The organism is Rhodanobacter sp. FW106-PBR-R2A-2-24 (genome assembly GCF_058789615.1).
Genome location: NZ_JBYTBV010000002.1, coordinates 1,231,744 through 1,253,372, shown reverse-complemented (window position 1 = coordinate 1,253,372; position 21,629 = coordinate 1,231,744). Strand labels below are relative to the sequence as shown.

The following is a 21,629-nucleotide window of genomic DNA, read 5'->3' as shown; positions in this document are numbered from 1 at the left end:
GCCGTGACCCGCAACGCATGGCACGAAATACGTCTTGCCGCGCTGGCGCCGGTGGTGGCGCCGGCGGCGTCGATCGATGTGGGCGGCGAGTTGCTGCGGGTGCTGGCCAGCCTCGTCGGCGTGGTGGCGTTGATCTTCGCGGCGGGCTGGTTGTCGCGGCGCCTGCAGGCGCGCCAGCGGCCCGGCGGACGGCGCCTGCGCTGCGTGGAGGCGATGGCGGTGGGCACGCGCGATCGCCTGCTCCTGATCGACGCCGACGGCAAACGCCTGCTGATCGGCGTCGGGCCGGGCGGCATGCGCACGCTGCATGTCTACGAGGGTGCCGCGCCGGTCGACACCGCGCCGCCCGAGGCGCCGGGCATGCCCAATTTCGCGCAGCTGCTCGCGCGCTGGAAGATCAAGCCATGAGCGCCTGGCAGCGGGCGACGGTGTGTGGCTGGCTGCTGCTGGCGCTGCTGCTGGTGCCGCTGGCGGCCTGGGGCGCGCCGCAGGCGGCGGGTGCGCGCGCCGGCGCACCGGCGGCGGCCGCGCTGTCGATGCCGGCCAGCCCGCCAGGACTGGGCGCGGCCGGCATCCCGGTGTTGACCGTGCACGATGCGTCGAACGGCGCGAAGAACTGGACGCTGTCCCTGCAGATGCTGGCACTGATGACGGTGCTGACCCTGCTGCCGGCGATCTTCCTGATGATGACCTCGTTCACCCGCATCATCATCGTGCTGGGTTTCCTGCGGCAGGCGCTGGGCACGCAGACCACGCCGCCCAACCAGGTGCTGCTGGGGCTGGCGCTGTTCCTCACCCTGTTCGTGATGTCACCGGTGCTCAACCGCGCCTATGTGGACGGCGTGAAGCCCTACATGGACGGCCAGCTCTCCGCCGAGCAGGCGGTGCCGGCCGCCGCGGCGCCGTTCAAGCGCTTCATGCTCGACCAGACCCGCGACGCCGACCTGCAGCTGTTCGCCAGGCTCGCCGGCGACAAGCCTTATGCGAACAAGGCTGACGTGCCGTTCAAGGTGGCCATGCCGGCCTTCCTCACCTCGGAGCTGAAGACCGCGTTCCAGATGGGCTTCCTGCTGTTCATCCCCTTCCTCATCATCGACCTGGTGGTGGCCAGCGTGCTGATGTCGATGGGCATGATGATGGTGTCGCCCTCGATCATCTCGCTGCCGTTCAAGATCATGCTGTTCGTGCTGGTGGACGGCTGGACGCTGCTGCTGGGCACGCTGGCGGGGAGCTTCTACACGTGACCCCCGAATCCATCATCCAGCTCGGCCAGCACGCGTTGTACGTGGCGATGCTGGTGGCGATGCCGATGCTGCTCACCGCGCTGGTGGTGGGCCTGCTGGTGGGCGTGGTGCAGGCGGCCACGCAGATCAACGAGATGACGCTGTCCTTCATCCCCAAGCTGATTGCGATGGCGGTGATGGCGCTGGTCGCGGGGCCGTGGATGTTGCGGCTGCTGGTGCAGTTCACCCGGCAGCTGATCGAGGGCCTGCCGGGGGCTATCAAGTGACGCCGATACCCTACAGCTTCGACCCGGCCCTGCTGCAGCCGTGGATGGGCGCGCTGTTGTGGACGCTGGCGCGGGTCGGTGGCTTGAGCCTGACCGCGCCGGTGCTGGGCGCGGCGGTGGTGCCGGGGCGCATCCGCACCGGGCTCGCGGTGCTGCTGGCGCTGCTGCTGTTGCCGGTGGCGCCGATCGCGACGGCCGATCCCCTGAGCGCGGCGGGGGTGGCGACCATGGCCGGGCAACTGCTGCTGGGCGCGCTGCTGGGTTTCGTGTTGCAGCTCACCTTCGAGGCGGTGTCCTTCGGCGGGCAGGTGGTGTCGCAGAGCATGAACCTGGGCATCGCCGAGGTGCTCAACCCCGCCGCCGGCGGCAACGTGCCGGTGCTAAGCCAGTTCTACAACGCGATCATCATGCTGTTGTTCCTGGCGCTGGACGGACACCTGCGGCTGATCGCGCTGCTCTCGGACAGCTTCCGCCTGCTGCCGCTGGGTGTCGATCCGGTGAGCGCGGGCGGCCTGCACGCGGTGATGGCGTTTGCCGGGGAGCTGTTCGCCGGGGCGGTGCGCGTGGCGCTGCCGGCGTTGACCTCGTTGCTGGTGGTGAACCTGGGCTTCGCCGCGATCAGCCGCGCCGCGCCGGCGATGAACCTGTTCGCGGTGGGTTTTCCGATCATCCTCACGCTGGGCATGGTGGTGCTGTGGCTGGCGCTGCGCAGCCTGCCCGGCGCGTTCGCCGCGCTGCAGGGCGATGCCTGGGCGCTGATGCACCAGTTGGTGGGAGGCTGAAGCCATGGCCGAACACGACGACGACCAGGAACGCACCGAACAACCCTCCGAAAAGCGCCTCAAGGAAGCGCGCGAAAAAGGCGACCTGCCGCGCTCGCGCGATCTTTCCGGCGCGCTGGTGGTGCTGGCGGCGACCGCTGCGCTGTTCTACACCGCGTCGGGCACGTTCCTGCATTTGCGGCGGATCTACCGGCTGGGGCTGGACTACGATCGCACGGCGCTGTTCAGCGATGCCTTGCCGGCGCGCGTGCTGGCGCTGGCGGCGCGTGAGGCGCTGGCCCTGTTCACGCCGGTGGCGGCCGTCACCGTGCTGGCGGCCGTCCTCGGCCCGCTGCTGCTGGGCGGGCTCAACTTCAGCGTCGAGGCGCTGGAGCTCAAGCTGGAGCGGCTCGATCCGATCGCCGGGCTGGGCCGCATCTTCGCCCTGCGCGGTTTCGTGGAGCTGGGCAAGTCGCTGCTCAAACTGGCCTTGATCGGCGCGGCGCTGGCGCTCTTGCTGCGGCACTGGGAGGGCGAGCTGATGGCCACCGGCAACGGCGCGGTGGACGCGGGCATCGTGCGTTCGCTCGGCCTGCTCGGCCGCTCCGCCCTGCTGTTTGGCGGCATGCTGCTGCTGATCGGCGGCATCGACGCGCTGTACCAGCGCTTCGACTACACCCGCCGCCAGCGCATGACCCGGCAGGAGCTGCGCGACGAGGCCAAGGAAACCGAAGGCAATCCGGAAATCCGTGGCCGCGTGCGCCGGGTGCAGCAGGAGCTGTCACGGCGCCGCATGATGCAGCAATTGCCCAAGGCCGACGTGGTGGTGACCAATCCCACCCACTTCGCGGTGGCGCTGATCTACGACCAGGGCAGGAGCGGCGCGCCCCGGGTGATCGCCAAGGGCATGGATCTCTTGGCCCAGCAGATCCGCCTGGTGGCGGCCACGCATCACATTCCGCTGGTCGAGGCGCCGCCGTTGGCACGCGCCTTGTATGCCACTACGGCGCTGGGGCGGGAAATCCCCGTCGGCCTGTATGTGGCGGTGGCGCAAGTGCTGGCCTACGTCTATCAGCTCAAGCAGTCCACCGAACGTGGCGATGCGCCGCCGCCAGCGCCCCATCCCGAGGTCGATCCCGACCTGATGGGGCCGTACAAGCCGCACTAGCAGGAAGGATTCATGGCCGCCACCACGAGCGTGCTGGACAACCTGAAACTGATGACCCGCCGCGGCATCGGCGCGCCGGTGATGATGCTGGCCGCGCTGGCCATGCTGATGCTGCCGCTGCCGCCGTTCCTGCTCGACATGCTGTTCAGCTTCAACATCGCGCTGTCGCTGGTGATCCTGCTCGCGGTGATCTACGTGATGCGGCCGCTGGAATTCGCCGCCTTCCCCACCGTGGTGCTGGGCGCCACCTTGCTGCGCCTGGCGCTGAACATCGCCTCCACCCGCGTGGTGCTGCTGCACGGCCACGACGGCCCCGGCGCTGCGGGCAAGGTGATCGAGGCCTTCGGCGAGTTCGTCATCGGCGGCAATTTCGCGGTCGGTCTGGTGGTGTTCGCGATCTTGACCATCATCAACTTCGTGGTGGTCACCAAGGGTGCCACCCGCGTGTCGGAGGTGACCGCGCGGTTCACCCTGGACGCAATGCCCGGCAAGCAAATGGCGATCGACGCCGACTTGAACGCCGGACTTTTGACCCAGGAGCAGGCGCGTGAGCGGCGCCAGGAAGTGCGCGAGGAGGCGGACTTCTACGGCTCGATGGACGGCGCCTCGAAATTCGTGCGCGGCGACGCCACCGCCGCCATCCTGATCCTCTTCATCAACATCATCGGCGGCTTCATCGTCGGCGTGATGCAGCACGGCATGTCGGCCGGCGAAGCGGGGCGCACCTACACCCTGCTCAGCATCGGCGACGGCCTGGTGGCGCAGGTGCCCTCGCTGATGCTGTCGATCGCCACCGCGGTGATCGTCACCCGCGTCTCGCGCGCGCAGGACATGGGCCGGCAGGTGATCGGCCAGGTGTTCGGCCAACCGCGCGCGCTGGCGGTGGCCGGTGTGGTGCTGGGCGTGATGGGCCTGGTGCCGGGCATGCCGAACATCGCCTTCCTGATCCTCGGCGCCAGCTGTGGCGCGGCGGCGTGGATGCTGCTCAAGCGCCAGCGCGAGACGCTGGACAAGCTGGCCGAGAGCGTGGGCGAAGCGCCGACCACCGCCGCGCCGGCCGAGCGGGTGGAGCTGAACTGGGACGACGTGGCCAGCGTCGATCCGCTGGGGCTGGAAGTGGGCTACCGGCTGATCCCGCTGGTGGACACCCACCAGGGCGGCGAGCTGATGGGGCGGATCAAGTCGGTGCGCCGCAAGCTCTCGCAGGAGCTGGGCTTCCTGATCCCCGCCGTGCACATCCGCGACAATCTCGACCTCGGCCCCAACACCTATCGCATCACCCTGATGGGCGTGCCGATGGGCGAGGCCGAGGTGCATACCGAGCGCCTCCTGGCGATCAATCCCGGCCAAGTGCACGGTCAGGTGCCCGGCATCAAGACGCAAGACCCTGCCTTCGGGCTGGAAGCGGTGTGGATCGACCTCGGTCAGCGCGAGCTGGCGCAGAGCTACGGCTACACCGTGGTCGATCCGGCCACCGTGATCGCCACGCATCTGTCGCATATCCTCGGCAGCCACGCGCATGAATTGCTCAGCCATCAGGACGTGCAGCAACTGCTCGACCGCCTCGCGCAGAGCGCGCCCAAGCTGGTGGAAGACCTCGTGCCCAAGCGCCTGTCGCTGGGCGTGGTGGTGAAGGTGTTGCAGAATCTCTTGGCCGAGCGGGTGCCGATCCGCAACATGCGCTCCATCGTCGAGTCCTTGGCGGAGCACGCGGGGCAGAGTCAGGATCCCGGCATGCTCACCGCCGCCGTGCGCGTCACGCTGGGCCGGCAGATCGTGCAGGAAATCGCCGGCCTGGGTACCGAGATTCCCGTCATCACCCTGGCGCCGGAGCTGGAGCAGATCCTGCTGGGTTCGCTCTCCGGCAGCGGCGTGGCCGGCGCGGCGGTGGAACCCGGCCTCGCCGACCGCCTGCAACAGGGCGTGGCCGAGGCCGCGCGGCGGCAGGAATCCAGCGGCGAACCCGCCGTGCTGCTGGTCGCCCCGCAGCTGCGCCCGTGGCTCGCGCGCTTCACCCGGCATGTGGCACAAAACCTGCACGTGCTTGCCTACAACGAGGTGCCCGACAACCGTCGTGTGCGCCTGGTACAAGCCTTGGGGCGATGACGAGCCGGGAATCGGGACATAGGGAATAGGACATCGGAAAAGCCAAACCCGCGAGGCTGCGGCGCTTTCCCTGCTCCATTCCCGAATCCCGAATCTCCTTCGCGGAGCGAGCAATGAAGATCAAACGTTACGTGGCACCCGACATGCGCCAGGCCATGCGCGAAGTGCGCGAGGAGCAGGGTGCCGATGCGGTGATCCTGTCCACCCGGCGGGTGGATGAGGGCATCGAGGTGGTCGCCGCCGTCGACTACGACGAGGCCCTGGTGCGGCAAGCGGTCAGGCCGCCGGCGCCGACCGGCGCGCCGAGTGCGCGCGTGGAGCGCCCGGCCACGCCGCCAGCGCCCACGGCCACGGCGGCCTTCGGTGCCAGCGCCACGGCATTGTTGCGGCGTGCCATGCCACCGGCCACGGCGCCGGCGCGCCCGGTCGCCGCGCCTGCCGCGCCTGCCGCGCCGCGTGTGCCCGCCACCCCGCGTATGCCCGCCACCCCGCGTATGCCCGCCCCCCCGGTCGCCTCTGCGCCGGCGCCGCGTCCGGTGGATCGCGCCGTACGCGAAACCGAACAATTGCGCGAGGAAATGGGCGACCTGCGCGCCCTGCTGGAAGTGCAACTGTCCGGGCTGGCGTGGAACGACCTGGAGCGTCGCCGTCCGCTGCGCGCGCGCGTGCTGCGCGAACTGAGCCGCATGGGCATCGAGCCCGATGTCGCCCGCGCGCTGGCGGGTGGGTTGCCCGAGCAGATCAGCCCAGAGCAGGCGCGCTACCTGCCGCTGGGCATGCTCAGCCGCAGTGTGGCGGTGAGCGGCCGCAGCCTGGCCGGCGACGACAGCGACATCATCGCCCTGGTCGGCCCCACCGGCGTGGGCAAGACCACCACGCTGGCCAAGCTGGCCGCCCGCGCCGTGATGCGCCATGGCGCCAACCGGGTGGCGCTGGTTTCGACCGACCACTACCGCATCGGCGCTGCCGCGCAACTGGAGCACTACGGCCGCCTGCTGGGCGTGCAGGTGCACCCGGCCTACGACGTGCGCAGCCTGCGCAAGGTGCTGGACATGTTGCGCGGCCGGCAGACCGTGCTGATCGACACCGCCGGCATGGCCACCAGCGACCCGCGGTTGGCCGCCCAGCTGGAGGTGCTGGCCGGCGCCGGCGAACTGCGTCTGGATCTGGTGCTGGCAGCCAACGCGCAGCCGCAATCGATGGAGGAGTCCCTCGGCGCCTATCGCGCGCTGAAGCCGCAGGCCTGCATCCTGACCAAGCTGGACGAGGCACCGAGCCTGGGCGGCGCGCTCAGCGTGCTGATCCGCCACCGCCTGCTGCTGGACTACACCACCGACGGCCAGCGCGTGCCCGAGGATATCGCCGTGGCGGACGCACGCACGCTGGTATGTCGCGCCGCACAATCACTTAAGGCTGACATCCCCGATGACAGCATGATGGCCGAGCGTTTCGGCCTGACAATGGCCGAGGTATGAGCGGGGTGTGGACGATGGATCAAGCGGCGGGGCTCAAGCAGATGCTGGCGGCCATGGTCACTCCCGAACCCGTGTCGCAGGAGGTGGACGGACAGCAGGCCAGCGGCCTGCTCGCCACCGTCAATGCGCCGGCGCGCGCGTGCCGCACCATCGCGGTGGCCGGCGGCAAGGGTGGCGTGGGCAAGAGCACCGTGGCGGTCAACCTCGGCGTGGCGCTGGCCGGCCTCGGCAAGCGCGTGATCCTGCTCGATGCCGACATGGGCCTGGCGAACGTCGACGTGCTGCTCGGGCTCACCCCCACGCGCCACATCGGCCACCTGCTCGACGGCGAGTGTCGGCTTGAAGAGCTTCTGCTGGACGCGCCTGGCGGCTTGCAGGTGGTGCCGGGCGGCTCCGGCGCGCGGCGGCTGGCCCAGCTGAAGAACGGCGAGCACGCGGCGATCATCCACGCCTTCGACGAATTGCCGATGCCGCCGCAGTATCTGCTGGTGGATACCGCCGCCGGTCTCACCGACAATGTCACCCTGTTTGCCGCCGCCGCCAATGAGGTGATCCTTGTCGTGTGTGATGAACCTGCCTCGCTGACCGACGCCTATGGCCTGGCCAAGGTGCTCAATCGTGATTTCGGCGTGCGCCGCCTGCGCATGCTGGCCAACCTCGTGCGCAACGAAGGCGAAGCCCGCCAGTTGCACCAGAAGCTCACCCGGGTGAGCGACCGCTTCCTCGACATGGCCATCGACTACTGCGGCTGGATACCTCACGACGAGCGCCTGCGCCAGGCGATCCGGCGCCAGAACTCGGTGCTCGAGCTGTGGCCGACCAGCCCCGCCGCGCTGGCATTCAAGAAATTGGCCGATGCGGTCGATAAGTGGTCGGAACCCGAACGCGGCGGTCTGGATCGCCTTGCCTTCTTCGGCGGCCGCATCGTGCCGGCCGGAGGGGTGGCTGGATGAACGTGGCTTCGGGATACCTTCAACTTACCCGCGAAAGCGCCGACGAACTGGTACGTCGGCACGCGCCGTTGGTGCGACGCATCGCCTATCACCTGATGGGTCGACTGCCGCCCAGCGTCGACGTGGGCGACCTGATCCAGGCGGGGATGATCGGTTTGCTGGAATCGGCGCGCAATTTCGCCCTCGACAAGGGCGCCAGTTTCGAGACCTATGCGGGCATCCGCATTCGCGGCGCCATGCTGGACGAACTGCGCAAGACCGACTGGACCCCGCGCTCGGTGCACCGCAAGACGCGCGAGGTGGCCGACACCATCCACCAGATCGAAATCGAGACCGGCGCCGAGGCCGACGACGCCGAGGTGATCCGCCGGCTGGGCATCAGCGCTGAGGAATACCACCAGGTGCTCGCCGATGCGGCCTGTTCGCGCCTGCTCAGCCTCACCACCGCCGAGGATGGCGAGGAAAGCGGCATGTTCGAGGTGGTCGACGAGAACAGCCTCGGGCCGGCGGAAAGCATCGAGCACGAGGGCATGCACGATGCGCTGACCGACGCGATCAGCGGACTGCCCGAGCGCGAGCAACTGGTGATGTCGCTGTACTACGAGCAGGAGCTGAACCTGAAGGAGATCGGCGCCGTGCTCGGTGTGAGCGAGTCGCGCGTCTGCCAGATCCACGGCCAGGCCGTGATCCGGCTGCGCGCACAACTGTCCGGCTGGCGTCACTGAACCGCCGCCCCATTTCCCGCAACCCGGCCTTCCACGGGCCCGAAGCACCCGGAGCAGACGTTTGGACAAGAACTTGAAAATCCTGGTGGTGGACGACTTCTCCACCATGCGACGCATCGTCAGGAATCTCCTGGTCGAAGTGGGCTTTTCCAATCAACTGATCCAGGAAGCCGACGATGGCGAGAACGCCCTCACCATGCTGCGCGGCCAGCCGTTCGACTTCGTGGTCACCGACTGGAACATGCCCAACATGACCGGCATCGATCTCCTGCGCGCGATCCGCGCCGAGCCCTCGCTCAAGGGGCTGCCGGTGCTGATGGTCACCGCCGAAAACAACCGCGACCAGATCATCGCCGCGGCCCAGGCGGGTGTGAACGGCTACATCGTCAAGCCGTTTACCGCCGTCACTCTGCAGGAAAAGCTCACCAAGATCTTCGAACGGATCGCCGCCAGCGGAGCCAGCGCATGACCGCCACCTTGCCCATCGCCGCCGACAAGAGTCTGCCGCCGGAACTGCGCGAACTCTTCAACAGTCCGGAAGGCCCGGCCTTCGAGCATGCGCTTGACGCGATCGTGCGCGAACGCGAGCAAACCCTGTTTCGCGCGCTGGGCAAACTGGCGCGCGAGCTGCACGACGCCGTGGGCCGGCTTGGCGGCGAGCTGGCGCACGAAGGCGTGCCTGGCATCGTGGCCGATGCGCGCCAGCACCTGGCCGAAGTGATGGAAATGAGCGCCGAGGCCGCCAACCGCAGCATCGACTTTGCCGAGCGCCTGCGCCCGCAGGCCGATGCGCTGGCGCAGCGCGCCGCCGCCGCGCTGGCGCAGTCCAGCGCCGACCCGCTGGCGCGCGAAGCCGCCGACTTCGCCAAAACCTGCTGCTCCGGCTTGGCCGACATGGTGGTGGCGCAGTCCTGGCAGGATCTTTCCGGACAACGCATCAAGAAGGTTTCGGCCTTCATCGGCACGGTCGAATCCTCGCTGCTCGAACTGGTGCGCCTCACCGGTGCGCTGGCCGGCAGCGAGGCCAAGGTCGAGGTGGCCAAGGTGACCAGCCAGGAGGACGCCGACCGGCTGCTCAGCGAATTCGGGTTCTGACGGACGCCACGCGTGAATACGGAATTCGACAATGAGCTGAAGCAGGATTTCCTGGTCGAGGCCGGCGAACTGGTCGAGCGCCTCTCCGAACAATTGGTCGAACTGGAAAAAACACCGACCGACCCCGAACTGCTCAATGCCGTGTTCCGTGCTTTCCACACCGTGAAGGGAGGCGCCGGCTTTCTCGCGGTCGAACCGATGGTGCAGCTGTGCCACCACGCCGAGGATCTGCTCAACGAGGCGCGCAACGGCAAACTGCAACTGGACGCCGATTACATGGACGCGCTGCTCAAGGCGCTGGATCGGCTCACCGAGATGATGGATGCCTTGCGCAGCGACGCCGCCCTGGTGATGCCGCCGCCGGGGCTGCTCAAGGCATTGCTGCCGCGTGGCGCGCGACCGGCACCGGCACCCGCCCCGGTGGCGGTGGTCGCGCCGGCCACTGCCGGGGGCGCCATCGATGACAGCGAATTCGAGGCGCTGCTGGATACCCTGTACGGCGCCGCCGCCCCCGGTACCGTGCCCGCCGCGCCCTTGCCGGCGCCAGCGGCGTCGACCACCATCGACGACGACGAATTCGAAGCCCTGCTGGACAACCTGCACGGCAAGAGCGGCCAGCCCGGTGCCGTCGGCACGCCCGCACCGGCGCCCGTCGCACCGGCGCCAGCGCCGGCGGCCACACCGACCGCAGCCCCCGCCAAGCATGCCGCGCCAGCGACCGAAACCACCGTGCGCGTGGACACGGCGCGGCTGGACGTGCTGGTGAACCACGCCGGCGAACTGGTGTTGGCGCGCAACCGTCTGCTCAGCTTGGCCGCGCGCCACGGCAATGACGCGCTGGCCGATGCGGCCAGCGAGCTGGATCGCATCACCGACGAATTGCAGACTGCCGTGATGGGCATGCGCATGCAGCCGGTGGGGCGTCTGTTCCAGCGCTTCCCGCGCATCGTGCGCGACCTCGCCCGCCAGCTCGGCAAGGACGTGGAGCTGGTGCTGGAAGGCGAGGGCACCGACCTCGACCGCAGCCTGGTCGAGTCCTTGGCCGATCCCTTGATCCACCTCCTGCGCAATGCGCTCGACCACGGCCTGGAAAAACCCGACGAGCGCGAGCGCGCTGGCAAGCCGCGCAAGGGCCGGGTGACCCTGTCGGCCAGCCAGCGCGGCGAGCGCATCGTGATCTCGGTGAGCGACGACGGCCATGGCATGGATCCGGAGGTGCTCAAGCGCAAGGCCGTGGAGAAGGGTGTGATCGACCTGGCGCAGGCGGCGCGCCTGTCCGAGACCGAGTGCTACGAGCTGATCTTCCGGCCGGGCTTTTCCACCGCCGCCGTGGTGTCGGACATCTCCGGCCGCGGCGTGGGCATGGACGTGGTGAAGACCCGCATTACCGAGTTGGGCGGCACCCTGGCGGTGCATTCCAAGCTGGGCCATGGCAGCGAGCTGGAGCTGGCCGTGCCGCTCACCCTGGCGGTGCTGCGCGTGCTGATGGTGCGCATCGGCCATCGCCTGCTGGGCCTGCCGCTGAGCAGCGTCGAGGAAGTTTTCGAGCTGGAAAGCGGTCAGGACAGCCTGTTCGACGGCCGCCTGGTCGCGCACCATCGCGATCGCGCGCTGCCGTTGGTGGATCTCGTCGCGTGGGCGCGCGGCGCGGTCGAGGCGGTGCGCCACGTGGTGGTGCTGCACATCGGCCACCAGCGCTTCGGTTGCCTGGTGCATCAGGTGCTTGGCCGCGAGGACGTCATCGTCAAACCGCTCGGCCACCTGTTCGCCGGCGTGCCGGGCGTGGCCGGCGCCACCATCACCGGCGACGGCCGGCTGGCGCTGGTGATGGATGCGGCCAGCCTGGCCACGAACGAGGTGTTCCTGACCGCGCCATCGGCCAGCACAGGCTGATCGCCATGGACATGGTGAGCATCATCGGCACGGTGCTGGCTTTCCTGGTCATCATCGTGGGCACCATCCTGAAGGGCTCCACCGTCGATGCCCTGTGGAATCCGGCCGCCTTCGTGATCGTGTTCATCGGCACGCTGGCGGCGCTCCTGGTGCAGAATCACGGCAAGGTGCTCCGGCACGCGCTCCGCATGGTGTCGATGATCTACCGCCCGCCGGTGCACCGGCCGGACGACCTGGTCAGCCGCATCGTGGGCTGGAGCGAGATCTCGCGCCGGCAGGGACTGCTGGGGCTGGAGCCGCAGATCGAGCGCGAGAGCGATGCCTTTGTCTGCAAGGGGCTGCAACTGCTGGTCGACGGCGGCGAGCCGGAGGCGATCCGCGGCGTGCTGGAAGTGGATCTGGAAACCCGCGAGGCGGTGGATCTGGCCGGCGCCAAGGTGTTCGAGATGGCCGGCATCTACTCACCCACGCTGGGCATCATCGGCGCAGTGATGGGGCTGATGGCGGTGATGCAGAACCTGGCCGATCCCAGCAAGCTTGGCCACGGCATCGCCGCCGCCTTCGTCGCCACCATCTACGGCGTGGCGCTGGCCAACCTGTTCATGCTGCCGATGGCGGCGCGGCTGAAGACCCTGGTGGGCCGGCAGACCAGGATGCGCGAAATCCTCATCGAAGGCCTGGTATCCATCGCCCAGGGCGACAACCCGCGCCAGATCGAGGCGCGCCTGCAGGGTTACCTGTCGTGAGGCGTCGACGCCACCGCCACGACGACCACATGAACCACGAGGCGTGGGCGATCCCCTATGCCGACCTGATGACCCTGCTGCTGGCTTTTTTCGTGGTGATGTACGCCGTCTCGGTGGTCAACGAAGGCAAGTACCGGGTGCTGTCCGACTCGATGGTGCAGGCCTTCAACGGCTCCAGCCACGTGGTGGCGCCGATGCCGGCCACGCCGACGCGTCCCCGCAATATCGTGCCGGCCATCGTCACCCCCACCGGCGCGCCCAGCGCAGCGACGCCCGCCGCCATTCCCCTTCCGGCGCGCACCCCGCCCAAGCCGGCGGTCGACACGCATGCCAAGACGCCGCCGCCCGCCGCCGCGCCGGGCAGCATGCAGCAGATCGAAAGCCGCGTGCGCGAGGCGCTGCAGCCGCTGATCGACAAGCAACTGGTGAACGTGCGGCGCGACAAGAACAACCAGTGGCTGGAAATCGAGATACGCACCGACCTGCTGTTCCCTAGCGGCGTGGCCATGCTGGATGCCCCGGCGCAGGGCGTACTGCACAACCTTGCGGCGGTGTTGGCGAACCTGCCCAACCAGATGCGGGTGGAAGGGTTCACCGACGATGTGCCGATCGGCACCGCGCAGTACCCGTCCAACTGGGAGCTGTCCGCCGCGCGCGCCGGCAGCGTGGCGCGCCTGTTCGTCGCCAACGGCATCGCGCCGGGGCGGCTGGGCATCGTTGGCTGGGGCGAGACGCGGCCGGTGGCCGACAACGCCACCGAAGCCGGTCGCCAGCGCAATCGCCGCGTGCTGGTGGTGGTGCTGGGGGCGGACTCGGCGCCCACGCGCGAGCAGGGCGGGGTCGACGATTTGCGCCTGCAGCCCGCTGCCACCGGGTCGTCGGCGCCGGTTACACTGCCCGGACAGCCGGTGGTGCCGGGCGCGGCAACGCCCGCCGCCACGAGCATGCCGCCGGTGACCCCGGCACGCGCCGCCGCGCCGTCGCGGCACGAGTGATGAGCGCCACCCTTGTGCATGGAGTCGTCGCATGAATGACACCGCCACCGACGCCGATACGATACGCGGCAGCACGCTCTGGCTGACGTTTCGGATGGGTGCGCAGCTGTACGCCGCCCTGCTGGCGGAGGTCAACGAGGTCATCCGTGACAGCGAGCTGACCGCGGTGCCTGGTGCGGCCGCCGACATGCTGGGGGTGCGCCATCTGCGCGGTCGCATCGTGCCGGTGATGGACGGCCGCCGCCGGCTCGGCCTGCCCGCGGAGCCGGCGCCCGACCCCGCCGACGTGCGCATCGTGATGCTGGCCAGGGGCGGGCAGGTGGTTGGCCTGAAGGTCGATGCCGTGGGCGAGCTGATCGACAGCACGGGGCTGGAGGTGGCGCCGCCGCCGCCCGGTCGGGTCGGACGGGAGGATGACCCGGTCAGCGGTGTGCTGGCATGGCGCGCCGGCTTCGTGGCCCTGCTCGACGTGCGCCGCCTGTGCCGGTTGGAGGTCAATGATGCCGACCAGGCTTGAATGGGGCGTGTTGATCGTGCTCGTGCTGGCGCTCGTGCAGGTCGGGCTGCTGATGTTGCTTTGGCTGCGTTCGCGTCGATTGCAGCAGCGGCTCGATGCGCTCTGGCAAAACGCCGCCGGCACCGGCACCGATGTGCCCACCTCGATGCTGGTGGCCGCCCTGGGCCGCATGGAGCGGCAGCTTGGCCAGGTGCAGCAGGCGGCGCCGGTGGGGCGGGCCTGGGAACTGGCGCAGCAACTGGCGCGCGAGGGCGCCGATGCCGAGCAGTTGATGGCGCGCTGCGGCCTGTCCAGCGAGGAAGCCAAGCTGGTGTTGCAGGTGCGCCCGCCCGCCGCGTGAGCACCGGTGGATTTTTCAGGCGCGAAACCCCGCCACGGATGACCGGACGCGAATCGTCCGTCCGGATGACCGGCCCAGGCTTCTAGGCGCCCGGCTCGCCGGCGGCGTCGTAGACCGCCGCCAGCACTGAGGCGGCAGCGGCGTACAGCAGCACCGGCACGTCGTCGCGCAGGCGCAAGCCGGCCAGGATCGCGGCGATCTGCGGATCGGGATGCAGCGGCACGCCCATTGCCTGTGCGCGTGCGCGCAGGCTCTCCAGCGTTTCGGCCGGCAGCGGCCTGGCCTCGCCGTCGCTGGACAGGCGCAGGCTGACCCGGCGCATGGGCGTCGCGGGCGTGTTCATGCGGTGGCCTGCAGCAACACGGAGCTGTGGCGGCCAGGTGATGCGGGCAGGCCGACCTGGCAGCTCAGCTGATCGAGCAGCACGCCGCAGGCCGCCAGCCGTTGGCGCAGCGCGGTGAATTGCTGTTCGAGACGCTGCGCCGTCGTGGCTTCGGCCGCCCACAGGCGCACCGACAGCCGCGGGTCGCGCAGCTGCAGCTCGCCCTGCACGGCGCCCAGCGTCGGCAGGTCGAGCGCAAAACCGAGGTTCCAGCCCTGGCTGCTGTCCACGGCATCGGTGGCGTACTCGAGCTGCAGTTGCAGCACGTCGCCGCCATCCCGGCCTTGCAACGGTATCTCGATCATCCAGGCAGGCACCAAGCTGCTGCCGGCTTCCAGCTGGGCGACCTCGACGCGGGCGAAGGCGGCCTTCACCTCGCTGTGCAGGCGGTCGAGCAACGGGTTGATGTCGTCATCGGTGGGCAGCGGCGGCGGCAGCGCGCGCGGCTGGGGTTGCAGACCACGCTGCAGCAGCGGCGGAGCGGCATTGTCGCTGGAGGTCGGCGGTGCCGGTGGGCCGCCCGCGCGCTGGCCGAGCAGCTCCAGCAGGCGCAGCAGGGCGCCCTTCCAGTCGTCCTGGGGCAGGTTGGCGAGCTGGCTCTGCGGCAAGGTCAACTGCGACTCGAAAAACAGCCCGCTGCGCAGGATGGCCTGGCGCAGGCCCTCACCGCTGGTGATTTCGGTGGGCGTATGCAACGCCTGCTCCAGCATGGCCAGCGCGGTGCGCAGTGGCGGCGACAGCTGGCGCACCATCGGGCGTTGAGCCAGCGCGCCCAGCGTGGCCAGCAGCGGCGCGTAGCCGTCCTGTTGCGGCAGGCGCTCGCGCAAGGCACGTTGCAGCACTGGTTCGAACGAGGGGATGAGCGCCTCCAGTTGCGGCTGCGCACCCATGCTCAACACCCGCACCTGGAATTGCGAGGGGAGCTGGCCGTGCACGACGTCGGCTTCCACGCTGAGCGAGCCGATCTGCAGAACCTGCAGCCCCTGCGGGCTCACCCCGGTGGGCCGTGCCGACAACACGCTGCCGATGCGCCAGCTGGGCGCCAGGGTGCCCGCGGCAGCGCCGGCCCAGGTCAGGGCGGCAAGGCTGGTCGGCTGGATGATCAAGTCGGTTCCCTACCCTGGGGCGGCAATGGACGGTTTGAGGGGCTTCAAGCGGCCATCGGCCACCGGCGGGCAAACTTTAGGAACATGGCGGCGCAAACCGCGATGCGCGTCACGTTTCCGGCCGCTGCCGGCGCCGCACAAGGGGTTACGCCGTGGCCTGACCCGATTGTCGGCGCCGGGCGGGATCGGTACCGGCCCGTGGGTCGGGGAAGCGCGGGGCGGCACTTGCCCAACCTCCCGCCAACAGGCTGTCGAGAAACAGCCTGTTGGCGCGATCCATGGATGGATCGCACGCCGGGCAAACACGCAACGGCTTGCTCGGCGGAGCCGCGTCCGGACATGTGCCGGACGCGGCGAGTTGAGAAAGTGCAGGACAGCACTTTCTCAACACCCTGCTAAAGCGTGCACGCATCGTGCCGATAAGGCCAGCACGGCGCCGCGCTGGCGCGCACGGAGCATCGGGATGGCGGGCAAACGGGCGGCAAAGCATGACGACGACCCGCAGGCAGGCGGGACGGCGACGGTGGTGTTGCCGGCCGATTGCCGGCTGGCGGCGCTGGCTGCCGTGCAGGCCGAACTGATCGAGGCGAGGTCGGCGGGCGCCATCGAACTGGATGGCCGCGAGGTGGAGCGCGTGGATACGGCCGCGCTGCAGCTCTTGACGATCCTGCGACGTGAACTGGACAAAGCTGGCGCCACCCTGACTTGGTCGGGTGCCAGCGTCGCGCTGAACGATGCGGCCAGTTTGCTGGGACTGGCGAAATTACTGGCATTGCCGGCTGTCGGGCCGGCCTGAACGAGGTGGAAGCATGGCAAAGATTCTTGCGGTAGACGATTCGGCTTCGATGCGCGGCATGGTGGCCTTCACCCTGCGCGGCGCGGGGCATGAGGTGACCGAGGCCGAGAACGGCCAGTTGGCGCTGGATGCGGCCAACGCAACCGCCTTCGACCTGGTGCTGGCCGACGTCAACATGCCGGTGATGGATGGCATCACCATGGTGCGCGAGTTGCGCACGCGGCCCGCCTACAAGGGCGTGCCGATCCTGATGCTCACGACCGAGTCGCACACCGAAAAGAAGATGGAGGGCAAGGCGGCCGGCGCCACCGGCTGGCTGGTCAAGCCGTTCGATCCGGAACAGCTGCTGGCCACCGTCAAACGCGTACTGGGCTGAGGCGACGCACATGGGTACGGTCGACCTGACCCAGTTCCACAAGACCTTCTTCGAGGAAAGCCGCGAAGGCCTGGATGCGATGGAGGCCGCGCTCCTGGCGCTGGACTCCGGATCGACCGACCATGAGCTGGTGCACACCATCTTTCGCGCCGCGCATTCCATCAAGGGCGGCGCGGCGACCTTCGGCTTCACCGACGTGGCCGCTTTCACCCACGTGGCCGAGTCCTTGCTGGAAGAGGTACGCAGCGAACGGCGCGCGGTGGATGGCGAGCTGATCGACCTGCTGCTGCGTTCGGTGGATTGCCTGCGCGCCATGCTGGAGCACACCAGCATGGGCCAGCCGGTGGCCGATGCCGCCAGCGAGGCGTTGCGTGCCGAACTGGCGCAGCGGGTCGAAGGCGGGGCGGTGGCCAAGCCCGCGGCGGCCGTGGCGGCCACCGGGCCTGTGCAGCACGCGGGCTGGGCCATCCGCTTCGTCGCCTTGCCGCACCTGCTGCAAACCGGCAACGATCCCACCCGGCTGTTCCGTGAGCTGCAGCAGCTGGGGCAGCTGGAAGTGGTGAGCGCCTTCCTGCTCGACAGCGCGCCCGGCGAACTGGCCGCGCTCGACCCCAGCCAGTGCTACCTGGGCTGGGAGCTGCGCCTGCACGGCGACGTCAAACGCGCCGATCTGGACGCGGTATTCGACTGGCTGGAAGGCGACTGCGAACTCACCATCGAGGCCTTGCCGACCGAGGGGGGCGCGGTCGAAGCCGTTGCCGTTCCAGTCGCCGCTGCGGCGGCCGCGGCACCGGTTGCCGCCGCGCCGGCGGCGGGCCAGCAGGCCATCGCGCATGCGGAAGGCGGTTCCATCCGCGTCGGCATCGACAAGGTCGATGCGCTCATCAACATGATGGGCGAGCTGGTCATCACCCAATCCATGCTCAGCGACATCGGCGAGCATTTCGACATGTCCCAGCTGGAGCGCCTGCGCGACGGTCTGGGCCAACTGGAGCGCACCACACGCGAGCTGCAGGAAAGCGTGATGCGCATACGCATGCTGCCCATCGGCAGCGTGTTCAACCGTTTCCCGCGCCTGGTACGCGACCTGGAGCGCAAGCTCGGCAAGCAGGTGAAGCTGGAGCTGCACGGCGAAGGCACCGAGCTGGACAAGACCGTGCTGGAGAAGATCGGCGATCCGATGGTGCACCTGGTGCGCAACGCCATCGACCACGGCCTGGAAACCCCCGACAAACGCCGCGCCGCCGGCAAGAACGAAACCGGCACGCTCACGCTCGATGCGCACCACGAAGGCGGCAACATCATCGTGCGCATCAGCGACGATGGCGCGGGGCTCAATCACGAACGCATCCGGGCCAAGGCGGTCGAGCGCGGCCTGGTCAATGCTGGCCAGCAGCTCAGCGACGACGAGATCGCCGAGCTGATCTTCCAGCCCGGCTTCTCCACCGCCGCCCAGGCCACCGATCTCTCTGGACGCGGCGTAGGCATGGATGTGGTTCGGCGCAACGTGCGTGATCTTGGCGGCAGCGTGGGCGTCAAGAGCGAAGAGGGCAAGGGCAGCGTGTTCACCATCGCCCTGCCGCTGACGCTGGCGATCATCGATGGCCTGGTCACCACGGTGGGCGAGGAGCGCTACATCGTGCCGCTCATTTCCATCGTCGAATCGCTGCGGCTGTCGGGCGACACGGTGCGCCGGCTTGCCAGCGGCGGCGAGGTGTTCCACTTCCGTGGCGACTACCTGCCGGTCATGCGCCTGCACCAGATCTTCGGCTGCGCCAGCGCCGTTACCGAGATCGAGCGCGGCATCGTGGTGGTGGTCGAAGACGAAGGCCAGCGCGTCGGCCTGCTGGTCGACGAGCTGGTCGGCCAGCAGCAGGCGGTCATCAAGTCGCTGGAGGCGCATTACCGCCGTGTGCAAGGGGTGTCCGGTGCGACCATCGTCAGCGATGGCTCGGTGGCGCTGATCGTGGACGTGGCGGGCGTGGTCCGGCTGGGCCGGCGCAGCAAGGCGGCCTGAGTGCTCGTGGATTCTTCGAGCGCCTGGCTGGCCACGGATGGCCGGAGATTAAGCAGCCACGCAAGCGGCTGATTTGAGTCCGATGTGGTCGGGCAGGATTGCCGGGAGCGGATTTGGACAGCCGCAGGTTGGCCCGAAAGGCCGGATGCCAGGCATGGCGCCCGCACATGTGCCGGAGGCGCGGATGAGGCATTCCGCGCGACGCGGCATGTTTCACCGGCGCCGGCCCGGCGCCGTCCATGGGAGAAAGTGGGTGCGGGCGGCTAGGCGCAGCTGCCGCGCTGGTGTCCTGCGCCGTGCTGTTGGGAGGTAACGCGATGTTTTCGGCCATACACAGGTTTTTCGACAGGCTCAGCCTCAACGCCAGGGTGGTCCTGGTGTTGGTGGTGGTACTCGCCGGCCTCACCGCGCTGGCCACGGTCGGCGCGCTGCAGGATCGCGCCAACCAGATGGCGGGCCTGGAACACCTGCTGCGCAGCCAGGTGCAATCCGCCATCGCGGTGGCCGCCTCCTACGATGCGCGGGCGGCCAAGGGTGAGTTCAGCCCGGCCGAGGCGCGCAAGCGCGCGCTGGCGCAGATCGAGCACCAGCGCTGGGACGGCGGCGCCGGCTACGTGTTCGCCTTCGACGACGATTACACCCTGGCCGAACACCCGGTGATGACCGACAAGGTCGGCCAGAGCGTGAAGGCGATGGCCGATCCCGACGGCAAGCAGGTGTTCGTGCTGATGCACGATGTCGATGCGAGGGACGGCCATGGCATCAGCCTCTACCGCTGGGCCAAGCCGGGGGCCAAGCAGCCGGTGGGCAAGGTCACCTACAGCGAGCTGTACCTGCCGTGGCGCATGCATTTCGGCGCGGGCGCCTACTTCGACGACATCGACGCCAAGTTCCACCACGATCTGGGGGAAAGCCTGGGTCTGGCCCTGCTGATCGCGTTGCTCGTGATCGGCACGGTGTGGCTGTCGATGTTCAGCATCCGCCGCAGCGTCGGCGGCGAGCCGGCCCAGGGCATGGCCATCCTCGGGCGCATGGCCGGTGGCGAATTGCTGGTCAAGGGCACCGACGAGCTGCATTTCCTGCCGGGCAGCATGATGCATTCCATGCGCGAGCTGCGGCACAAGCTGATCGAGGTGGTGGGCGAGGTGCAGCGCGGCTCGGACACCGTGAACAGTGCCGCGCAGGAGCTGGCCAAGGGCAACGACGACCTGTCCCAGCGCACCCAGGAACAGGCCTCCAGCCTGGAGGAAACCGCTGCCTCGATGGAGGAGATGACCTCCACCGTGAAACACAACGCCGAGAACGCCAGCGTCGCCAACCAGCTCGCCGCCGGCGCGCGCGAACAGGCCGAGCGCGGTGGCGGCGTGGCGGCGCAGGCGGTGGCCGCGATGGGCGAAATCACCGCCTCCAGCCGCAAGATCGCCGACATCGTGGGCCTGATCGACGAGATCGCCTTCCAGACCAACCTGCTCTCGCTCAACGCCGCCGTCGAGGCGGCGCGCGCGGGCGAGCAGGGGCGCGGCTTCGCGGTGGTGGCCAGCGAGGTGCGCAGCCTGTCGCAGCGCAGCGCGGCGGCGGCCAAGGAGATCAAGGCGCTGATCGGCGAGAGCGTGCAGAAGGTGCAGGCCGGCAGCGTGCTGGTGGAGCAGTCGGGCGCGGCGCTGGCCGGGATCGTGGAGAGCGTGCGCAAGGTCACCGACATCGTGGCCGAGATCGCGGCGGCCAGCCAGGAACAATCGCAAGGTATCGACCAGGTGAACCGCGCGGTGATGCAGATGGACGAGGTCACCCAGCAGAACGCCGCGCTGGTGGAACAGGCCTCGGCCGCGGCGCGGGCGATGCAGGAGCAGGCCGGCGAACTGCGCCGGCAGGTGGGGTTCTTCCAGCTTGGCGAAACGGCCGAGCCCGAGCCGCCGACGCGGGCGATGGTGCCGGGGCACACGCCGACGGTGCGCCAGCCGGCGTCGCAGGTGCCGGCCCGTCGCCCCGGCAAGCCCGCCGGTGGCGCCAAACCGGCCGCGGCCAAGCCGGCGTCCTCGGCGGACGAGTGGACGGAATTTTGAGGCGATCCATCATCCGTCGCGCTCAAGTCCTTCACATGGGAGTCGATAACGTTTCCGCGTCCGGCGCCCGACGCGGTCATCCACAAGGCAAGCGATCATGAGCGAAAACAGACAGGAGACGGCGGCCACCGTGCAGCAACTCACCTTCAGCCTGGCCGGCGAGGAATACGGCGTCGACATCCTCTCCGTGCGCGAAATCCGCGGCTGGTCGCGCGTCACGCGCATCCCGCAGGCGCCGCCGCACGTGCTGGGTGTGCTCAACCTGCGCGGTGCGGTGGTGCCGGTGATGGACTTGCGCCTGCGCTTCGGCATGGAGCGCGTGGAATACAACGAGAACACCGTGATGATCGTGGTGGCGCTGGCCGAGCGCCTGTTCGGCATCGTGGTCGACGCGGTGTCCGACGTGGTCGACATCGACCCGGCGGCGATCAAGCCGGTGCCCGACATGGGCGCCATCGTCGATACCCGTTACTTGAAGGGCCTCGCCACCCATGTGGAACGCATGGTGATGTTGCTGGACGTGGACAAGCTCATGCGTCCGGACGAGGTCGAAACTCTGGACGCCGCGCTGCCGGAAGTCCGGGATGTCGAAGTTGCCGCCTGAT

The 21,629-nt window shown here is 69.0% G+C and carries 23 protein-coding genes; 21 read left to right on the top strand and 2 right to left on the bottom strand.

Annotation, left to right across the window (positions count from 1 at the left end; all coding sequences use genetic code 11):
- The first annotated feature begins 3 nt into the window (after positions 1 to 3).
- The 16 genes from fliO to AC3WQA_RS06895 all read left to right on the top strand — a co-directional run bounded on the left by fliO (position 4) and on the right by AC3WQA_RS06895 (position 14,284).
- Complete coding sequence (gene fliO / locus AC3WQA_RS06970; protein WP_492674346.1) at positions 4 to 408, top strand: flagellar biosynthetic protein FliO; 405 nt, start codon at positions 4 to 6, stop codon at positions 406 to 408.
- The gene (fliP, locus tag AC3WQA_RS06965; protein ID WP_492674345.1) at positions 405 to 1,244 is read left to right on the top strand and encodes a flagellar type III secretion system pore protein FliP; all 840 of its coding nucleotides are present in this window, start codon (positions 405 to 407) and stop codon (positions 1,242 to 1,244) included. Before fliO ends, fliP begins: the two co-directional genes overlap by 4 nt.
- Positions 1,241 to 1,510: a flagellar biosynthesis protein FliQ gene (gene fliQ / locus AC3WQA_RS06960; protein ID WP_492674344.1), complete on the top strand. Its 270-nt coding sequence runs from the start codon at positions 1,241 to 1,243 to the stop codon at positions 1,508 to 1,510. Before fliP ends, fliQ begins: the two co-directional genes overlap by 4 nt.
- Positions 1,507 to 2,292 (top strand): flagellar biosynthetic protein FliR, encoded by a 786-nt coding sequence (gene fliR / locus AC3WQA_RS06955; RefSeq protein WP_492674343.1) that lies wholly within the window; start codon positions 1,507 to 1,509, stop codon positions 2,290 to 2,292. The genes fliQ and fliR overlap by 4 nt, the downstream gene beginning before the upstream one ends.
- Positions 2,293 to 2,296: 4 nt before the next feature.
- Positions 2,297 to 3,439 carry a flagellar biosynthesis protein FlhB gene (flhB, locus tag AC3WQA_RS06950; protein ID WP_492674342.1) on the top strand — a complete coding sequence of 381 codons (1,143 nt, stop codon included), beginning with the start codon at positions 2,297 to 2,299 and terminating at the stop codon, positions 3,437 to 3,439.
- Between the two features lie 12 nt (positions 3,440 to 3,451).
- Entirely contained in the window at positions 3,452 to 5,545 is a 2,094-nt protein-coding gene (flhA, locus tag AC3WQA_RS06945) for a flagellar biosynthesis protein FlhA (protein WP_492674341.1), read from the top strand.
- 113 nt (positions 5,546 to 5,658) lie between these two features.
- Positions 5,659 to 7,020: a flagellar biosynthesis GTPase FlhF gene (gene flhF, locus AC3WQA_RS06940; protein WP_492674340.1), complete on the top strand. Its 1,362-nt coding sequence runs from the start codon at positions 5,659 to 5,661 to the stop codon at positions 7,018 to 7,020.
- A gap of 14 nt (positions 7,021 to 7,034) precedes the next feature.
- A complete protein-coding gene (locus AC3WQA_RS06935) occupies positions 7,035 to 7,973 on the top strand; it encodes a MinD/ParA family ATP-binding protein (RefSeq protein ID WP_492674339.1) in 939 nt (312 codons plus the stop codon).
- The gene (locus AC3WQA_RS06930) at positions 7,970 to 8,698 is read left to right on the top strand and encodes an RNA polymerase sigma factor FliA (RefSeq protein WP_492674338.1); all 729 of its coding nucleotides are present in this window, start codon (positions 7,970 to 7,972) and stop codon (positions 8,696 to 8,698) included. The genes AC3WQA_RS06935 and AC3WQA_RS06930 overlap by 4 nt, the downstream gene beginning before the upstream one ends.
- Positions 8,699 to 8,759: 61 nt before the next feature.
- Positions 8,760 to 9,167 (top strand): chemotaxis response regulator CheY, encoded by a 408-nt coding sequence (gene cheY / locus AC3WQA_RS06925; protein ID WP_492674337.1) that lies wholly within the window; start codon positions 8,760 to 8,762, stop codon positions 9,165 to 9,167.
- Entirely contained in the window at positions 9,164 to 9,793 is a 630-nt protein-coding gene (locus tag AC3WQA_RS06920) for a protein phosphatase CheZ (protein WP_492674336.1), read from the top strand. Before cheY ends, AC3WQA_RS06920 begins: the two co-directional genes overlap by 4 nt.
- A 12-nt stretch (positions 9,794 to 9,805) precedes the next feature.
- Entirely contained in the window at positions 9,806 to 11,686 is a 1,881-nt protein-coding gene (locus tag AC3WQA_RS06915; RefSeq protein WP_492674335.1) for a chemotaxis protein CheA, read from the top strand.
- Positions 11,687 to 11,691: 5 nt separating this feature from the next.
- Positions 11,692 to 12,432, top strand: coding sequence for a flagellar motor protein (locus AC3WQA_RS06910; protein WP_492674334.1), 741 nt, complete (start codon positions 11,692 to 11,694; stop codon positions 12,430 to 12,432).
- Positions 12,429 to 13,427, top strand: a complete 999-nt coding sequence (motD, locus tag AC3WQA_RS06905) for a flagellar motor protein MotD (RefSeq protein WP_492674333.1) — start codon at positions 12,429 to 12,431, stop codon at positions 13,425 to 13,427. Before AC3WQA_RS06910 ends, motD begins: the two co-directional genes overlap by 4 nt.
- Before the next feature lie 31 nt (positions 13,428 to 13,458).
- A complete protein-coding gene (locus AC3WQA_RS06900) occupies positions 13,459 to 13,944 on the top strand; it encodes a chemotaxis protein CheW (RefSeq protein WP_492674332.1) in 486 nt (161 codons plus the stop codon).
- Positions 13,928 to 14,284, top strand: a complete 357-nt coding sequence (locus tag AC3WQA_RS06895; RefSeq protein WP_492674331.1) for a DUF2802 domain-containing protein — start codon at positions 13,928 to 13,930, stop codon at positions 14,282 to 14,284. The genes AC3WQA_RS06900 and AC3WQA_RS06895 overlap by 17 nt, the downstream gene beginning before the upstream one ends.
- A gap of 82 nt (positions 14,285 to 14,366) precedes the next feature.
- Here the strand turns inward: AC3WQA_RS06895 and AC3WQA_RS06890 are convergent, their stop codons facing one another.
- Complete coding sequence (locus AC3WQA_RS06890) at positions 14,367 to 14,627, bottom strand: flagellar biosynthesis protein (RefSeq protein ID WP_492674330.1); 261 nt, start codon at positions 14,625 to 14,627, stop codon at positions 14,367 to 14,369.
- A complete protein-coding gene (fliK, locus tag AC3WQA_RS06885) occupies positions 14,624 to 15,772 on the bottom strand; it encodes a flagellar hook-length control protein FliK (RefSeq protein WP_492674329.1) in 1,149 nt (382 codons plus the stop codon). The genes AC3WQA_RS06890 and fliK overlap by 4 nt, the downstream gene beginning before the upstream one ends.
- 463 nt (positions 15,773 to 16,235) lie before the next feature.
- Between fliK and AC3WQA_RS06880 the strand changes: the two genes are divergently transcribed.
- From AC3WQA_RS06880 to AC3WQA_RS06860, 5 genes are all read left to right on the top strand, one after another.
- Positions 16,236 to 16,568, top strand: a complete 333-nt coding sequence (locus tag AC3WQA_RS06880) for an STAS domain-containing protein (protein ID WP_492674328.1) — start codon at positions 16,236 to 16,238, stop codon at positions 16,566 to 16,568.
- Positions 16,569 to 16,581: 13 nt separating this feature from the next.
- The gene (locus AC3WQA_RS06875; protein ID WP_492674327.1) at positions 16,582 to 16,944 is read left to right on the top strand and encodes a response regulator; all 363 of its coding nucleotides are present in this window, start codon (positions 16,582 to 16,584) and stop codon (positions 16,942 to 16,944) included.
- A 10-nt stretch (positions 16,945 to 16,954) separates the two neighbouring features.
- Positions 16,955 to 18,961 carry a chemotaxis protein CheA gene (locus AC3WQA_RS06870; RefSeq protein WP_492674326.1) on the top strand — a complete coding sequence of 669 codons (2,007 nt, stop codon included), beginning with the start codon at positions 16,955 to 16,957 and terminating at the stop codon, positions 18,959 to 18,961.
- A gap of 317 nt (positions 18,962 to 19,278) precedes the next feature.
- Positions 19,279 to 21,024 carry a methyl-accepting chemotaxis protein gene (locus tag AC3WQA_RS06865; protein ID WP_492674325.1) on the top strand — a complete coding sequence of 582 codons (1,746 nt, stop codon included), beginning with the start codon at positions 19,279 to 19,281 and terminating at the stop codon, positions 21,022 to 21,024.
- A 97-nt stretch (positions 21,025 to 21,121) separates the two neighbouring features.
- Positions 21,122 to 21,628, top strand: coding sequence for a chemotaxis protein CheW (locus AC3WQA_RS06860; protein WP_492674324.1), 507 nt, complete (start codon positions 21,122 to 21,124; stop codon positions 21,626 to 21,628).
- Position 21,629 lies beyond the last annotated feature (1 nt).

Bases quoted from the DNA above. Each gene is read 5' to 3' on its own strand.
- AC3WQA_RS06875 (WP_492674327.1), top strand. From the start codon at position 16,582: ATGGCAAAGATTCTTGCGGTAGACGATTCGGCTTCGATGCGCGGCATG.
- AC3WQA_RS06870 (WP_492674326.1), top strand. From the start codon at position 16,955: ATGGGTACGGTCGACCTGACCCAGTTCCACAAGACCTTCTTCGAGGAA.
- AC3WQA_RS06930 (WP_492674338.1), top strand. From the start codon at position 7,970: ATGAACGTGGCTTCGGGATACCTTCAACTTACCCGCGAAAGCGCCGAC.
- AC3WQA_RS06895 (WP_492674331.1), top strand. From the start codon at position 13,928: ATGCCGACCAGGCTTGAATGGGGCGTGTTGATCGTGCTCGTGCTGGCG.
- flhA (WP_492674341.1), top strand. From the start codon at position 3,452: ATGGCCGCCACCACGAGCGTGCTGGACAACCTGAAACTGATGACCCGC.
- flhF (WP_492674340.1), top strand. From the start codon at position 5,659: ATGAAGATCAAACGTTACGTGGCACCCGACATGCGCCAGGCCATGCGC.
- AC3WQA_RS06890 (WP_492674330.1), bottom strand. From the start codon at position 14,627: ATGAACACGCCCGCGACGCCCATGCGCCGGGTCAGCCTGCGCCTGTCC.
- AC3WQA_RS06865 (WP_492674325.1), top strand. From the start codon at position 19,279: ATGTTTTCGGCCATACACAGGTTTTTCGACAGGCTCAGCCTCAACGCC.
- AC3WQA_RS06880 (WP_492674328.1), top strand. From the start codon at position 16,236: ATGGCGGGCAAACGGGCGGCAAAGCATGACGACGACCCGCAGGCAGGC.
- AC3WQA_RS06900 (WP_492674332.1), top strand. From the start codon at position 13,459: ATGAATGACACCGCCACCGACGCCGATACGATACGCGGCAGCACGCTC.
- flhB (WP_492674342.1), top strand. From the start codon at position 2,297: ATGGCCGAACACGACGACGACCAGGAACGCACCGAACAACCCTCCGAA.
- AC3WQA_RS06910 (WP_492674334.1), top strand. From the start codon at position 11,692: ATGGACATGGTGAGCATCATCGGCACGGTGCTGGCTTTCCTGGTCATC.
- fliP (WP_492674345.1), top strand. From the start codon at position 405: ATGAGCGCCTGGCAGCGGGCGACGGTGTGTGGCTGGCTGCTGCTGGCG.
- AC3WQA_RS06860 (WP_492674324.1), top strand. From the start codon at position 21,122: ATGAGCGAAAACAGACAGGAGACGGCGGCCACCGTGCAGCAACTCACC.
- AC3WQA_RS06920 (WP_492674336.1), top strand. From the start codon at position 9,164: ATGACCGCCACCTTGCCCATCGCCGCCGACAAGAGTCTGCCGCCGGAA.
- AC3WQA_RS06935 (WP_492674339.1), top strand. From the start codon at position 7,035: ATGGATCAAGCGGCGGGGCTCAAGCAGATGCTGGCGGCCATGGTCACT.